The sequence below is a fragment of the Sphingopyxis sp. JAI108 genome (genome assembly GCF_013410105.1).
Taxonomy (GTDB): Bacteria; Pseudomonadota; Alphaproteobacteria; order Sphingomonadales; family Sphingomonadaceae; genus Sphingopyxis; species Sphingopyxis chilensis.
In genome coordinates this window covers 281,633-296,701 of the sequence record NZ_JACCCJ010000002.1, presented here as the reverse complement: position 1 = coordinate 296,701, position 15,069 = coordinate 281,633, and the positions used below count along the sequence as shown (strand labels likewise).

Annotated in this window: 9 protein-coding genes; 4 read left to right on the top strand and 5 right to left on the bottom strand. The window is 66.5% G+C overall.

Going from position 1 to position 15,069, the window contains the following annotated elements:
- The first annotated feature begins 75 nt into the window (after positions 1–75).
- The 3 genes from HDC29_RS12460 to HDC29_RS12450 all read left to right on the top strand — a co-directional run bounded on the left by HDC29_RS12460 (position 76) and on the right by HDC29_RS12450 (position 9,894).
- Positions 76–5,919 carry an alpha-2-macroglobulin gene (locus HDC29_RS12460; protein WP_179497982.1) on the top strand — a complete coding sequence of 1,948 codons (5,844 nt, stop codon included), beginning with the start codon at positions 76–78 and terminating at the stop codon, positions 5,917–5,919.
- A gap of 173 nt (positions 5,920–6,092) precedes the next feature.
- Entirely contained in the window at positions 6,093–8,234 is a 2,142-nt protein-coding gene (pbpC, locus tag HDC29_RS12455; RefSeq protein WP_179497980.1) for a penicillin-binding protein 1C, read from the top strand.
- 103 nt (positions 8,235–8,337) lie between these two features.
- Positions 8,338–9,894, top strand: a complete 1,557-nt coding sequence (locus HDC29_RS12450) for an amino acid permease (RefSeq protein WP_179497978.1) — start codon at positions 8,338–8,340, stop codon at positions 9,892–9,894.
- A 367-nt stretch (positions 9,895–10,261) separates the two neighbouring features.
- Here the strand turns inward: HDC29_RS12450 and HDC29_RS12445 are convergent, their stop codons facing one another.
- On the bottom strand, positions 10,262–11,584 hold the full coding sequence (locus HDC29_RS12445) for a hemolysin family protein (protein ID WP_179497976.1): 1,323 nt from the start codon (positions 11,582–11,584) through the stop codon (positions 10,262–10,264).
- A gap of 220 nt (positions 11,585–11,804) precedes the next feature.
- Between HDC29_RS12445 and HDC29_RS12440 the strand changes: the two genes are divergently transcribed.
- Entirely contained in the window at positions 11,805–12,494 is a 690-nt protein-coding gene (locus tag HDC29_RS12440; RefSeq protein ID WP_179497974.1) for an OmpA family protein, read from the top strand.
- Positions 12,495–12,544: 50 nt separating this feature from the next.
- Here the strand turns inward: HDC29_RS12440 and HDC29_RS12435 are convergent, their stop codons facing one another.
- From HDC29_RS12435 to HDC29_RS12420, 4 genes are read right to left on the bottom strand one after another with little or no spacing between them, the layout of a single operon-like run.
- Positions 12,545–13,174 carry a MarC family protein gene (locus HDC29_RS12435; protein WP_179497973.1) on the bottom strand — a complete coding sequence of 210 codons (630 nt, stop codon included), beginning with the start codon at positions 13,172–13,174 and terminating at the stop codon, positions 12,545–12,547.
- A complete protein-coding gene (locus HDC29_RS12430) occupies positions 13,171–13,839 on the bottom strand; it encodes a hypothetical protein (RefSeq protein WP_179497971.1) in 669 nt (222 codons plus the stop codon). The genes HDC29_RS12435 and HDC29_RS12430 overlap by 4 nt, the downstream gene beginning before the upstream one ends.
- Complete coding sequence (folD, locus tag HDC29_RS12425; protein WP_179497969.1) at positions 13,839–14,747, bottom strand: bifunctional methylenetetrahydrofolate dehydrogenase/methenyltetrahydrofolate cyclohydrolase FolD; 909 nt, start codon at positions 14,745–14,747, stop codon at positions 13,839–13,841. Before folD ends, HDC29_RS12430 begins: the two co-directional genes overlap by 1 nt.
- Before the next feature lie 3 nt (positions 14,748–14,750).
- Entirely contained in the window at positions 14,751–15,050 is a 300-nt protein-coding gene (locus HDC29_RS12420) for a YggT family protein (RefSeq protein WP_179498882.1), read from the bottom strand.
- Positions 15,051–15,069: the final 19 nt, after the last annotated feature.

The window sequence follows — 15,069 nt, the reverse complement described above, 5'->3', positions numbered from 1 at the left end:
CGCACGGCGACGGGTGGACTCTTGCCCCTGTTTCCAGCAGGATAAAGATCCGGGCCAAAAGGGGGAGACGAAGCGATGCAGCGGGGATGGCGCAAGCTGGCTACATGGCTGGGCGGCAAGGCAAAGCTGGCGCTGATCCCACCCCTTGCGCTTGCGATGGCGGCGACGGCCACCGCCGACACGGTGCCGCAGGTCACGCTCGCGACCCCCGGCAGTTCGGGCACCGGCGACGGCACGATAACCCGTTTCACGCTGCGCTTTTCCGAAGACATGGTCCCACTCGGCGATCCCCGCGCGCCGGCGCCCGCGACCAACGACTGCAAGCTCGCTTCGTCGGGCCGCTGGGTCGATACGCGCACCTGGGTGCTCGAGTTCGACAAACCGCTCCCCGGCGGTCTCGCCTGTCACGTCGAGCTGCGCGACGGCCTCAAGACCGCGCGCGGCGTTGCGGTCGCGGGCAACAGCCGCTTCGCGCTCGACACCGGCGGCCCCTCGGCGCGCGCCGTGCTCGCGGGAGGTCTCGGCGGCGATATCGAGGAGGAGCAGGTCTTCCTCGTCGCGACCAACGTCGCCGCCGACCGCGCCTCGGTCGGCCGTTTCGGCTATTGCGCGGTCGACGGCATCGGCGAGAAAATCCCGCTCGACGTGCTGCCGCGCGAAACCGCGACCGAAATCCTGACCGGGCTGGGCGACAACAACTGGTCGCGCCAGTCCTTCACCGCCGACGCCGGCCTGCCGCAGCGCTTCCCCGCTGTAGGCGCCGACCGCGACGCCGCGCTCGACCGCATCGTGCCCGTCAAATGCCGCCGCCCGCTGCCACCGGGGCGCGAGATGGCGCTCGTCTGGGATGCGCGGATTTCACAAGCTGGCGTTCCCGGACGCACTGCGGGACGCGACCAGCGTTTCGATTATGATGTCCGCCCCGCCTTCACCGCCAAAATGTCGTGCAGCCGCGTCAATCCGCAGGCGGGGTGCAATCCGATCAAGGACGTCGTGCTGAGCTTCGCCTCACCCGTGCCGCGCGACACGATCCTCGCCGCGACGCTCGACACCGCCGACGGCAAGCGCCTGACGCCGAGGATCGACGATGATGACAAAAACGACGACTGGCTGACCACCGTCCGCTTCACCGGCCCGCTGCCGCAGAATGTCGACGCGACGCTCGTCCTGCCCGCCGACGTCACCGACCAGAGCGGCCGTAAGCTGCAGAACCAGTCGAATTTCCCGCTGAAATTCCACATCGACCGCGCCCCGCCTTTGGTCAAATTCGCCGCCGAATTCGGCATCCTCGAAGCCGGCGAAGGCGGCGTGCTGCCCGTCACCGTGCGCGGCGTCGAAAGCGCGCTCGTTCAGGCGAACCTCAAAATGCCCGCGATCGCGCTTCGGGTGAGCGACGACGATGCCGCGATCGCGCGCTGGCTTCGCCGCGTCGACGACGCCGACGACACCGACTATCGCGAGGAAAAGGACCGCAGCGGCAAAGAGGTCACGGTCAACTACACCGGCACCAAATCGGTGTTCGCGGGTGCTCCATCGGGCGGCGAACGCCGCGACCTGCAACTCTCGCCCCCCGCCGGCGGCAAGGAATTCGAGGTAGTCGGCATCCCGCTCACCGAAAAGGGATTCCATGTCGTCGAGATCGCCAGCCCCGAACTCGGCGCCGCCCTGCTCGGCCGCAAGACGACGCGCTATGTCGCGACCGCCGCGCTCGTCACCAATATGGCGGTGCATTTCAAATGGGGCCGCGAAGGCTCGCTCGCGTGGGTGACCTCGCTCGACACCGGCCTTCCCGTTTCGGGCGCCGAAATCCGCGTCTCGGACAGCTGCACCGGCCGCCTGCTCGCACGCGGCACCGCCGACAAGGCCGGCCGCCTCGCCTTCGCGGGCGGCTTGCCGCAGCCCGAAACCTATTCGAGCTGCGAGGAAACCCCCGATCCGACCAAGAGCGAGGGCCATGCGCTGATGGTCAGCGCCCGCGCGGGCGACGATTTCAGCTTCACCCTCACCGACTGGGGCGATGGCATCCGCCCCTATGACTTCGACCTCCCCTATGGCTGGTCGGAACGCGAGGACATCCTCCACACAATCTTCGACCGCGCGCTGGTGAAAGCGGGCGAGGCCGTCCATATGAAGCATCTACTCCGCCGCCCGATCGGCCTCGGCTTTCGCACCCCCGATGCGCTCGCGGGCAAGCTCCGCCTCGTCCACCGCGGTTCCGACACCGAGTTCGAAATGCCCTTCGCGATTGCCGCGACCGGCAGCGGGGAGACGACATGGAACGTCCCCGCCTCGGCGCCGATGGGCGATTATGAACTCGTCTTCGTGACGAAAGACAAGGATGGCGAGGACAAGACGATATGGACGAACCAGTCGGTCAGGGTCGACGAATATCGCCTGCCGACGATGAAGGCGACGATCACCGGGCCGAAGAATGCGCTCGTGCGCCCGGCTGCGGTCCCGCTCAACCTGTTCGTCGGCTATCTCTCGGGCGGCCCCGCCCCCAATATCCCGGTCGAACTGCGCAGCAATTTCCGCGCGAGCTGGTCGCCGCCGGAAGATTATCGCGACTGGGATTTCGACGGCCAGCCGGTGAAGGAAGGCGTGGTTCAGCTCGACGACAGCGGCGATACGCCGTCGGCCGAACTGCCGCTCGCGCGCTCGGTCCCGCTCACGCTCGACGCGAGCGGCACTGCGACGACGAGTATAACGGTCGACCAGCCGATCACCGAACCGACGCTGATGGCCGCCGAAATGGATTATGAAGACGCGAATGGCGAGACGCTGACGTCGAGCCGCCGCATTACTCTCTATCCGTCCGCCGTTCGGCTGGGCCTTAAGACCGACGGCTGGTTGATGCGCGACAACGACCTCCGCCTCAATTTCATCGCGCTCGACCTCGATGGCAAGCCGATCCGCGGCCAGCGTGTCGCGGTCGCGCTCTATAATCGCGAGATCATCACCGCGCGCCGGCGCCTGATCGGCGGCTTCTACGCCTATGACAACCAGATGCGTACGACGCGCCTCGATGCGACGTGCAGCGCGACGACCGACCGGCTCGGCCGCGCGAGCTGCGCGATGGCGCCTGGCATTTCGGGCGAAGTGACGGTCGTTGCGACGACGGTCGATGCCGACGGCAACGAAGCGCGCGCGGTGCGCTCGGTCTGGCTCGCGGGCGACGACGACTGGTGGTTCGGCGGCGACAACGGCGATCGTATGGACGTGATCGCCGAACAGCCGCGCTATGCGGCGGGCGACACCGCGAAATTCCAGGTCCGCATGCCCTTCCGCGAAGCGACTGCGCTCGTCACCGTCGAGCGCGAGGGCGTCTTGTCGAGCTTTGTCGTGCCGCTGAAAGGCACCAACCCCGTCGTCAAGGTCAAGCTGCCCGCGACCTACGCCCCCGACGTCTATGTCTCGGTGATGGCGGTGCGTGGCCGCGTCACCGGCGGCGAAAGCTGGTTCCGCAAGCTGAAGCGCGCGGCCGGCTTTAGAATCGAGAATAGCGAAGGCGCCCCGCCGACCGCGCTGGTCGACCTTGCCAAGCCCGCCTACCGCATGGGCATCGCGCGCATCAAGGTCGGCTGGGAGGGCCATCAGCTCGGCGTCAAGGTGAAAGCCGACAAGGAAAAATATTCGGTCCGCGAAACCGCGAAGGTCGCGATCGAGGTCAAGACGCCCGGCGGCAAGGCGCCGAAGAACGCCGACGTCGCCTTCGCCGCGGTCGACGAGGCCTTGCTCCAGCTCGCCCCCAACGAAAGCTGGGAAGTGCTGAACGCGATGATGGGCGAACGCACGCTCGACGTGCTCACCTCGACCGCGCAGATGCAGGTGGTGGGCAAACGCCATTATGGCCGCAAGGCGCTCGAACCCGGCGGCGGCGGCGGCGGTGACCTGTCGGGTCTGACCCGCGAAGATTTCCGTCCGGTCCTGCTGTGGAAGGGTAACGTCCCGCTCGATGCGAAGGGCCGCGCGACGGTCGACGTGCCGCTCAGCGACAATCTCTCGGGCTTCCGCCTCGTCGCGATCGCGACCGACGGATCGCAATTTTTCGGCACCGGCGAAACGACCGTCCGCACCGTGCAGGATCTCGGCGTCTTTGCCGGCATGCCCGAACTGGTCCGCACCGGCGACACCTATGACGCGCGCTTCACGCTGCGCAACGGCACCGACAAGCCAATGGAGGTCACCGCGACCCCGACGCTGTCGCCCGCCGTCGCGACCGCGCCGCCGCTCACCGTCACGATCCCCGCGGGCGGCGCGGTGCCGATCAGCTGGTCGATGACCGCGCCCGAACAAACTGGCCCGATCGAATGGACGGTCGAGGCGGTCACCAAGGGCGGCAAGCAGCGCGACCGGCTCGTCTTCCAGCAGCAGGTCGAACCCGCGATCCCGGTCGAAACCTGGGCCGCCAGTCTGTTCCGCGTCGGCCCGAACACGACGCTGCCGATCGCGATCCCGGCGGGCGCGCTGCCCGGCGGCTATGTCGACGTCGCGCTCGCGGGCACGCTCGCGCCGCCCTTGTCGGGGGTGCGCGATTATATGAGCGCCTATCCGTATAATTGCTTCGAACAATCGACCTCGCGCGCGATCGCGCTCGGCGATCTCGGGGGCTGGCAGGCGCTCGCGGGCGCGATGCCGACCTATCTCGATAGTGACGGGCTACTCCGCTATTGGCCCAATGAGCGGATGGAAGGGTCGATCGAGCTTACCGCCTATGTGCTGAGCGTGACCGCGGCAAACGGCTTCGCGATCCCCGAGGCGTCGAAAGCGAAGATGGTCAAGGCGTTGCAGGCGGTCGTCGAAGGACGACTAACGCGCAAAGGCTATGGCCCCTGGGATATCCGCCCCGTCCGCATCGCGGCGCTCGCGGCGCTCGCGCGCAACAATGCGTCGAGCGCGCAGCTGGTGTCGGCGATCGACGTCGCCCCGATCGACATGGCGACCGGCACGCTCGCCGACTGGCTCGTCGTGATCGAACGCACCCCTAGCGTTCGTAACGCCGCAGGGCTGCGCACCGCAGCCGAGGCCGAGCTCCGCAAGCGCCTCGTCTATGAAGGCACGCGTCTCGACCTCATCGACGACGCGCGCGCACCCTGGTGGATGATGACCAGCGGCGACGAAATGGCGATCAAGGCGCTCGAAGCCGTGCTCGGCCGCAAGGGCTGGGAAGATGACGCGGGCAAGCTGATGGTCGGCGTCGCACAGCGTCAGCGCAAGGGCCATTGGGACACCACCCCCGCCAACGCATGGGGCGCAGTCACCGTCCGCCGCTTCGCCGAGCTGTATCCGGCGAGCGCGATCACCGGGGTCACCAGCATCGGCCTTGCCGGCGGCACCGCCTCGCAAAGCTGGCCGCTGCCCGCCGATCCCGCCTCGCCGCTGCGCGTCGCGCTGAACGCCGCGACGATGAGCCTGAAGCATGACGGCACCGGCACCCCGTGGGCCACCGTCAGCGTCAAGGCTGCGGTGCCATTGAAGGAACCGCTCAACGCGGGCTACCGGATCAAACGGTCGGTCAGCATCGTCAAGGCGGCGAACAAGGAGAGGCTGACGCGCGGCGACGTGATCAAGATACGGATCGAGGTCGTCGCGGCCGCCGGCCGGACGTGGGTCGTGATCAACGACCCGATCGCCCCCGGCGCGACGATCGTCGGCAACCTTGGCGGCCAGTCCGAAATGCTCGCCGACCAAGCGAGCGGATCGGGCGCGCAGCCAAGCTATGTCGAACGCGGCAAGGACAGCTGGCGCGGCTATTTCGGCTGGATGCCCGCGGGCACCCACGCGGTCGAATATGTCGTGCGATTGAACGGCTCGGGCCGCTTCACCCTGCCGCCGACGCGCGTCGAGGCGATGTATTCGCCCGCGATCCGCGGCCAATGGCCGAACGCCCCGCTGACGGTGGCGAGCGTCGGGCAGTGATGACGAGCTGCGGACGAACCAGATCCTCCCCGTCGCGAAGCGATGGGGAGGTGGCAGCGCGAAGCGCTGACGGAGGGGTTATGGCGCCACCGCCGCAACCCCTCCACCATCCTGCGGATGGTCCCCCTCCCCATGCCTTCGGCACGGGGAGGATCGTTTAGGCATCACGATCAATGACTCTCCGCAAATCCCGCTGGCGCGACATTCTCGCCTGGCTCGCCCTCACCCTGCTCATCCTCGTCACCATCGCCCACCTTCTCACCCGCCCACCGGCGATGCCCGACTACGCCACCGTCCGCGCCGAATGGCAGCCAAGCGAAGCCTGGCTCACCGATCGCGACGGCCAGCTGCTCGACAGCGAACGCGTCAATTTCGAACGCCGCCGCCTCGCCTGGGTGCCGCTGAACGACATCAGCCCCGCCGTCCGCACCGCCGTCGTGCAAAGCGAGGACCGGCGTTTCTGGTCGCACGGCGGGGTCGACTGGCTCGCGGTCGCCAGCGCGATCCGCGCGCGCCTGACGATGGGGCGGACCGGCGACCGTTCGCGCGGCGCCTCGACGCTGCCGATGCAGCTCGCCGCCTTCCTCGACCCCGGCCTCGCGCAGCCGGGAAAACGCGACTGGCGCACCAAGCTCCGCCAGATGCGCGCCGGACAGGCGCTCGCGGCAAACTGGTCGCACGACGAAATGCTCGAGGCCTATTTCAACCTCCTCCCGCTACGCGGGGAAGCGCAGGGCATCGGCGCGGGCGCGCAAAGCCTGTTCGGCAAGAAGCCCGCCGAAATGACCCGCACCGACGCCGCGCTCTTCGCCGGCCTGCTCCCCAACCCCGCCGCCAGCGCCGAAGTGCTCGGCCGCCGTGCCTGCCGCATCGCCCAAACCAAGGATTGCGCCGCGATCCGCGCCGCCGCCGCGACGCTCGTTTCGGGCGAACATGCCGCGCGCTTCGATCCCGCGCTCGCCCCCCACCTCGCCGTCCGCCTGCTCGACAAGCCGGGCAAGCGCGTCACCACCACCATCGACCGCCGTATCCAGACCGCGGCGATCGTCGCGCTGCGCCGCCAACTCGCCGGGCTCGGCGCCGACCGCGTCCGCGACGGCGCGGTCGTCGTGCTCGACAATGCCACCGGAGAGGTGCTCGCCTATGTCGGCGGCGTCGGCCTCAAATCGACCGCCGCGTCGGTCGACGGCGCCAACGCCCGGCGGCAGGCGGGATCGACGCTGAAACCGCATCTCTATGCGCAAGTGATCGAACATGGCTGGCTCACCGCCGCCTCGATCCTCGACGACAGCCCGGTCCAGCTCGACACCGCCTCGGGACTGTACGTGCCCAAAAACTACGACCACAGCTTCAAGGGCCCGGTCAGCGTCCGCCACGCACTTGCCAGCTCGCTCAACGTCCCCGCCGTCCGCGCCCTCGTCATCGACGACGTCCAGCAATTCCGCGACCGCCTCTGGGCGCTCGGCTACCACGGCCTCGTCGAGGACGGCGAATATTACGGATTCTCGCTGGCGCTGGGCTCCGCCGAAGTTTCGCTCGTAGAACAAGCCAACGCCTTCAGAACATTAGCGAATATGGGCAAGTGGTCACAAGTCCACTTCCTCGATGTGCGCAACGATCGAAAAGTTGCGCGCCAGATCGTAAACCCCGCTGCCGCCTTCATCGTCGGCGACATCCTCGCCGACGCCTCGGCCCGCGCCGACGCCTTCGGCGCCGACAGCGCGCTCCACCTCCCCTTTTGGGCGGCCGCCAAGACCGGCACCTCGAAAGGCATGCGCGACAATTGGTGCGTCGGCTTCACCGACCGCTTCACCGTCGCGGTGTGGGTCGGTAATCTCGAGGGCGATTCGATGCGCGCCGTCTCGGGCACCTCGGGCGCCGCTCCCGTGTGGCGCGACGTGATGCTCGCCCTCCACGCCGGCTATCCCGGCAAGCCGCCGACGATGCCCGAAGGCGTCGAAGCGCGCCAGATCACCCTTCCAGGCACTCGCGAACCGCCACGCCGCGAATATTTTCTCGCCGGCACTGCGCAAACCGAAATGGCCGCGGCGCCCCACGTCGCGCGCCGTCCACGCATCACCAGCCCGGTCAGCGGCAGTGTCTATGCGCTTGACCCCGACATTCCATTGAACCGCCAGCGGCTCGCGGTCGCGGTCAGCGGCGACGTTGCGGGCTACCGGTTGATTCTCGACAAGACATTGCTGGGCGATGCCGATGCGGGACAGCAGATATTGCCGCGTCCCGGCATCCATATGCTCGCGCTCGTCGACCCGGGCGGGCGGATGATCGATCGGGTCCGCTTCACCGTGCGATAAAGTGCGTGTCACATGTCTGAAATTAAGTTGCGCTGACGTGTAGAGCGGCTAGTCTGCCCCGCCAGGAGACGGGCCCGCACCGGGCCCCAAAGGGGACATCTACATGATATTTGGCCGCGTCAAATCACTCGACGCCATCTTGGCCACTGCCGAGAAAAAGTCGCTTCATCGAACACTCGGTGCCTTCCAGCTCACCATGCTGGGCATCGGCGCCATCATCGGCACCGGCATCTTCGTCCTGACCGCCGAAGCTGCTCAAAAGGCAGGCCCGGGCATGATGTGGAGCTTCGTGATCGCGGGGCTCGTCTGCGTCGTCGCGGCGCTCTGCTATTCGGAGCTGGCCTCGATGGTGCCGGTTTCGGGTAGCGCCTATACTTATACCTATGCCGTGATGGGTGAATTGCTCGCCTGGACGGTCGGCTGGGCGTTGATCCTCGAATATGCGGTCGCCGCTTCGGCGGTGTCGGTCGGCTGGTCGGGCTATTTCGTCGGATTGCTCGCGAACGCAGGTATTGACTTGCCGATGGAGTTGACCGTCGGGCCCTATGCGGGCGGCATCGTCAACCTGCCGGCGCTGGTCATCGCGTTGCTGGTTACCTGGCTGCTGATGATCGGTACGACCGAAAGCGCCCGCGTGAATGCGGTTCTCGTGGTCATCAAGGTCACCGCGCTGACCTTGTTCATCGTCCTGACGCTGCCCATGATGAAGGGCCAGAATTTCGATCCTTTCATGCCCAATGGCTGGTTCGGCCAGACGGCGGGACTCGGCGCGGTCGGCGCGGCCGCCTCGATCTTTTTCGCTTACGTCGGCTTTGACGCGGTTTCGACCGCCGCCGAAGAAACCAAGAATCCGCAACGCAACGTGCCGATCGGGCTCATCGCCTCGCTCGGTATCTGCACCATCTTCTATCTCCTCGTCGCCGCCGGCGCGATCGGTACGATGGGCGCCCAGCCGGTAAACGGAGCCGCCGGCGAGATCCTCTCGCCCGGTTCGACGGCGCTCGCGGAACGCTGCGCCTCGCTCGCCGCCATGGGTCAGGAGCCCCTGGTCTGTTCGCGTGAAGCCTTGGCGCACGTGCTGCGCCAAGTCGGCTATCCCGCGATCGGCAATGCGATCGGCATTGCCGCCTTCCTGGCGCTGCCGTCGGTGATCCTGATCATGCTGTTCGGTCAGACGCGCATCTTCTTCGTGATGGCGCGCGACGGTTTGCTGCCCGAAAAGCTCGCGACGATCCATCCGAAGTGGAAGACTCCGCACATCGTGACGATGATCACCGGCGTTGCCGTCGCTTGTTTCGCCGCCTTCCTGCCCGTCGGCAAGCTTGCCGACATTTCGAACTCGGGGACGCTCTTCGCCTTCTTCATGGTGGCGATCGCGGTGCTGATCCTGCGTATCAAGGATCCGGGTCGCCATCGGCCGTTCCGTACGCCGCTCATCTGGGTCGTCGCACCGCTCGCCGTCCTCGGCACGCTCGGCCTTTACATGAACCTGCCCTTCGACGCGAAGATGGTTCTGCCGGTATGGGGCGCCATCGGCCTCGTGCTCTATTTCCTCTATGGCTATCGCAAGAGCCACGTCGGTCGCGGCATCATCGAGGTTCACGAGGACGACAGCGACGCGCCGCCGCCGCCGGTTCCGCCGGCACCCTCGTTCAACTGACGGTTCGGACGATCATAGGGAAAGGGGGCTTCGGCCCCCTTTCTTCTTCGCGCTGCAATCATGCACCGCGGCAGCTTCCCGACCGAATGCTGATATCAGCCTCCCAACTCCGTTCGCATCGAGCGAAGTCGAGATGCCCCTCGGGCTATGCGTCGCGTCGATGGGTGTCTCGACTTCGCTCGGCACGAACGGAAAGAGAGGAACCGCATTTCCCCACCCCAAAGCCGGTAATCCCCTCGCCTTGCCCGTTCGGCAGCAGCGCCAACGCGGCCGCGGCTGGCTGCCGACCGCGCAGCGCTGTTTCTTCCATGCGCCCGAAGCAACGGCCCGGTCCCCCGGGCGGGTCCATTATGGCTTAGAGCCGGACTTACCCCGAGCCTTCGTCCTTCGGTTTGCTGATCTCGGTGACGAGCAGCTTGTCGATCTTGCGCCCGTCCATGTCGATGATCTCGAAACGCCAACCCCTGTCGGTGAACTTCTCGCCTTCGGTCGGCAGATGCTTCAGGATCGCGAGAACATGGCCCGCAGCGGTCGCGTAGTCGCGATCCTCGCCCAGCTCGATGCCAAGCCGCTCGGCCATCTGGTCGGCGGGCATCGATCCGGCGATCAGCAGGCTGCCGTCGTCGCGTTCAACGACGAAAGGCTCGCTGCCGATGTCCTGGTCCGACGCAAATTCGCCCGCGATCGCCGAGAGCAGGTCGGCGGGAGTCACCAGCCCGTCGAAATGGCCATATTCATCGTGAACGAGCAGCATCGGCACCTCGGCAACGCGCAAGGCTTCGAGCGCGTCCATTGCGTCGATCTGGTCGTGGATGACCTTGGCGGGGCGCATCAACTGCTCAAGGTCGAGCGTCTCGCCCTGAAACAGCGCCGCGGCGATATCGCGTGCCTGGACGACGCCGACGATGTCGTCGACCGACCCGCGCGCGACCGGCAGGCGGCTGTGCGGGGTTTCGAGCAATTTGTCGCGCACCCCGCGCGCGTCGAGCGAGATATCGACCCAGTCGACATCCTTGCGCGGCGTCATCACTTCGCGCACCGGCCGGTCGGCGAGGCGCACGACGCCCGAGATGATCGCGCGCTCGCTCTCCTCGATCACTCCCGATTTCGAGGCCTCGGCGACGATCAGGTGCAGTTCCTCGGCGGTCACCCGGTCTTCCGATTCGCGATTGAGGCCGAGCAGGCGGAACACGAGCGCCGAACTATTGTCGAGCAGCCAGACGAGGGGGGCCGCGATCTTCGACAGCCAGATCATCGGCACCGCCATGAAGATCGCGATAGGCTCGGGCGCGCGAAGCGCGAATTGTTTGGGCACCAGTTCGCCCGCGATCAGCGAGATATAGGTGGTGAGCGCGATGACGGTGGCAAAACCTGCCGCCTCGGCGGTATCGGCCTCGAGCCCCAGCCACGCGGCGAGCCGGTCGGCGACCGGCTGTCCCAGACTCGCCCCTGAATAGGCACCGGTAAGCACGCCGATGAGCGTGATTCCGACCTGCACCGTCGACAGGAAGCGGCCCGGGTCGGAAGCGAGCTGTCGCGCGATTTTTGCGCCCCGGCTGCCGCGCTTTTCGGCCGCTTGAAGGCGCGGGTCGCGCGACGAAACGATCGCAAGCTCGGACATGGCGAAAACGCCATTCAAGAGGACGAGGATCAGGATGATCACAACATCCGACCAGGGAAAAGGGGTCATTGGGCGGTCGTACGGCGCGGCGGCGCCCGGCCCCTGTCAGCTTCGGTCATATCCTCCCTATAGGCGAAAGCCGGGACATTACACAATGGCGCACGGCTGAACGCCCTGCTCAGCCGCCATTCAGTCGATTTCGGGAACCAGATCGCCGGCCATATGTTATCGGCACACAGGCGCGGGATGCAGAGGACCAACAGCATCCGCCGGATAAAGGGAGCGACAAATGAACAGCAGGACAATCAAGCTCACCATTTTGACCAGCATCGGCGCAATCGCGCTGACCGGTTGCGTCACCGACCCGGTGACCGGGGAAAGGAAAATATCGAAAGCCGCGATCGGCGGTGTCGGCGGCGCGCTAGGTGGCTATCTGCTCGGCGACCTGATCGGCGGCAAGAACAGCCGCACCGAGGAAATTGTCGGGGCGGGCATCGGCGCGGTCGCAGGCGCAGGTGTCGGCTATTATATGGACCAGCAGGAAAAGAAGCTGCGCGAACGCACGGCGGGCACCGGCATCGACGTCGAGCGTCAGGGCGACCAGCTTGTGCTCAACATGCCGGGCGACGTGACCTTCGACCTCAACAGCGCGATGGTGAAGTCGCAGTTCCGCAGCGCGCTCGACAATGTCGCCTCGACGCTCGCCGAATATCCGAGCACCTATATCGACGTTTACGGCCACACCGATTCGACCGGCAGCGATACCTATAACCAAGGGCTGTCCGAACGCCGCGCCGCATCGGTCGCCGATTATCTGGCGGGCCGCGGCATCCAGCGCGCGCGCATGGCGACGCTAGGCTATGGCGAATCGCAGCTCAAATGCTCGCCCGAGCAGAGCGAGGCCGATTATCAGTGCAACCGCCGCGTCGAAATCCGCATCGCGCCGGTCACGCAGGCCGACGTCAACGCCGCGCAATAACCGGCTCGACCCCGTGGAGAGGAAGGGGCGCCGCTGAGACGGCGCCCCTTTTATGTCAGGCTCGGGAAGCTGGCTTTCAGCCCGTCGATCACGAATTGCGCCGCGAGCGCCGCAAGCAGCACGCCAAGCAGGCGCGTGATTACAGCCTCACCCTTGTTCCCGATGAGGCGCATCAGCGGCCCTGCCGCAAGCAGCGCCGCGAGCGTCAGCAGCAGCACGAGCAGCAGCGCGCCAAAGATGACGAAAGCCCGCTCAAGCCCGTTATTCTGCGACACGAGCAACATCACCGAGGCGATCGACCCCGGCCCCGCGAGCATCGGCATCGCCATCGGAAAGACCGACACATCCTCGATCTCGGGGGTGGCCATGACCTTCTCGGCACGCTGTTCGCGACGTTCGGTGCGCTTTTCGAACACCATGTCGATCGCGATGATGAACAACATGATGCCGCCCGCGATGCGGAAACTGTCGAGATCGATATGGAGGAAGCTGAGCAAGGCTTCGCCGAACATCGCGAAAAAGACGAGGATCAGGCCGGCGATGATCGTCGCACGGATCGCCATCGAGCGGCGCTGCTGCGCGCTGGCGCCGGTGGTCAGGCTGGCGTAGATCGGCGCGCAGCCCGGCGGATCGATCACGACGAACAACGTAACGAAGGCCGAGATGAAAAGGTCGATCATGGCCGCTTCGGTGCCGCGACCTGATCGTCGACGACGGTAGCCATTTCCTTGCCGTCCCACAGGCGGATCGTGACGCGGCGCGACTTGTCGGCGCGGACGGTCGAGGTCCAGCTGAGCGTCTGGTCGCCGGAAAGGCCGACGGCCATATCCTCGCCCTCGCCGCCCGCCTCGATCGGCACGGCGGGCCGCGAACCGCAGACCCCGAGCTTTGATGCGATGAAGTCGGGTGCTTCGCGCGGTGTCGTCAGCGCATCGCCATGGTCGAGAATCCAGCTGAGCCGACCCTTTTCATCGCGCGTCCAGACAGTGGTGAAAAAGCCGTTCGCCGGCCCCTTTTGCCAGGCGCCGGTCGTAACGCCGCTATTCCCGTCGCAGCTGACATAGACGGCGTGCGGTTGCCACTTCACCGCCTCGGCAGGGTCCTTTTGCGATTTCAGCCAGTCGCGCGCCTTCACCCGCTCGGGCACGAACATAACGGCATCGGGATGCGACGTTTCGCGGAACGCGGTCCATTGCCCTTTTTCCTGCGCGAGCCTCGCGAAGCCGATCTCGGCGGCGATGAACGCGCTGGGGTTGGCGGCGAGCGGCCGGTTGCGGAAATCGTCGGCCGACCCTGTACAGCCCGCAAGCATCAGTGCCAGCGCGGGAAAGAGCAGTTGGCGCATCAAAAACCCTCGGGATCGGCAAGGCCCGCGCGGCGATGCGCGGCGACCAGCGTGTTGCGCAGCAGGCATGCGATGGTCATGGGACCGACGCCGCCGGGCACCGGCGTGATCGCATCGGCCACCGCCGCCGCCGCGGCATAGTCGACGTCGCCGACGAGCCGCCCCTTGGCTTCGCCCTGCGCGGGCGGCAGACGGTTGATGCCAACGTCGATCACGATCGCGCCGGGTTTGATCCAGTCGCCCTTCACCATTTCGGCGCGGCCGACCGCGGCGACGACGATATCGGCGCGGCGAACGAGGTCGGGCAGGTCGCGGGTGCGGCTATGCGCCATCGTCACGGTGCAATTGGCGCCGAGCAGCAATTGCCCCATCGGCTTGCCGACGAGGATCGAGCGCCCGACGACGATCGCGTCCTTGCCCGACAGGTCGCCGAGCCGGTCCTGGAGCAGCAGCAGACAGCCGTAGGGCGTGCAGGGCACCATTCCAGCTATGCCGAGCGCGAGGCGGCCCGCGCTGACCGGGGTCAGCCCGTCGACATCCTTGTCGGGGTCGATCGTCGCAACCGCCGCCTGTTCGTCGAGATGGCCGGGGAGCGGGAGTTGCAGGAGGATGCCGTCAACCGCCTCGTCGGCGTTGAGCGCCGCGAGCAGCGCTTCGACCTCATCCTGCGTCGCGGTAGCGGGCAGGCGGTGCTCGAAGCTTTCCATTCCCGCCGCGACCGTCGCCTTGCCTTTCGACCCGACATAGACCGCGCTCGCCGGATCGTCGCCGACAAGAACCACGGCAAGCCCCGGCGCTCGCCCCGTCGCCGCGCGAAACGCCGGAACCGCGTCGGCGATCCGCGCGCGCAAGCCCGCGGCGAAGGCCTTGCCGTCGATCGATTTGGTGGCGGGTACGGAACCTGTCATGCGTCAGGCCATCCCGGTCTGGACGCCGAGCCGGTACAGATAGGCCATGACCGGGCCCTGGATGATGATGAGCAAGATCAGCACCACCATCGGCGTCAGGTCGATGCCTCCGAAATCGGGCATGATGCGCCGGAACGGGCGGTACAGCGGCTCGGTGATCCGGTCGAGGACGTGCCAGAGCTGCCCCACGAAATCATTGTGCGTGTTGATGACGTTGAACGCGATCAGCCACGACATCACGGCCTGGACGATGATGATCCACCAGAGGATGTTGAGCAGGATCGACAGAATATCGAGAAGCATGAAATACAAGGAAGGTCTC

Excerpts from the sequence above, each read along its gene's own strand:
- HDC29_RS12460 (WP_179497982.1), top strand. The coding sequence starts at position 76 with ATGCAGCGGGGATGGCGCAAGCTGGCTACATGGCTGGGCGGCAAGGCA.
- pbpC (WP_179497980.1), top strand. The coding sequence starts at position 6,093 with ATGACTCTCCGCAAATCCCGCTGGCGCGACATTCTCGCCTGGCTCGCC.
- HDC29_RS12450 (WP_179497978.1), top strand. The coding sequence starts at position 8,338 with ATGATATTTGGCCGCGTCAAATCACTCGACGCCATCTTGGCCACTGCC.
- HDC29_RS12445 (WP_179497976.1), bottom strand. The coding sequence starts at position 11,584 with ATGACCCCTTTTCCCTGGTCGGATGTTGTGATCATCCTGATCCTCGTC.
- HDC29_RS12440 (WP_179497974.1), top strand. The coding sequence starts at position 11,805 with ATGAACAGCAGGACAATCAAGCTCACCATTTTGACCAGCATCGGCGCA.
- HDC29_RS12435 (WP_179497973.1), bottom strand. The coding sequence starts at position 13,174 with ATGATCGACCTTTTCATCTCGGCCTTCGTTACGTTGTTCGTCGTGATC.
- HDC29_RS12430 (WP_179497971.1), bottom strand. The coding sequence starts at position 13,839 with ATGCGCCAACTGCTCTTTCCCGCGCTGGCACTGATGCTTGCGGGCTGT.
- folD (WP_179497969.1), bottom strand. The coding sequence starts at position 14,747 with ATGACAGGTTCCGTACCCGCCACCAAATCGATCGACGGCAAGGCCTTC.
- HDC29_RS12420 (WP_179498882.1), bottom strand. The coding sequence starts at position 15,050 with ATGCTTCTCGATATTCTGTCGATCCTGCTCAACATCCTCTGGTGGATC.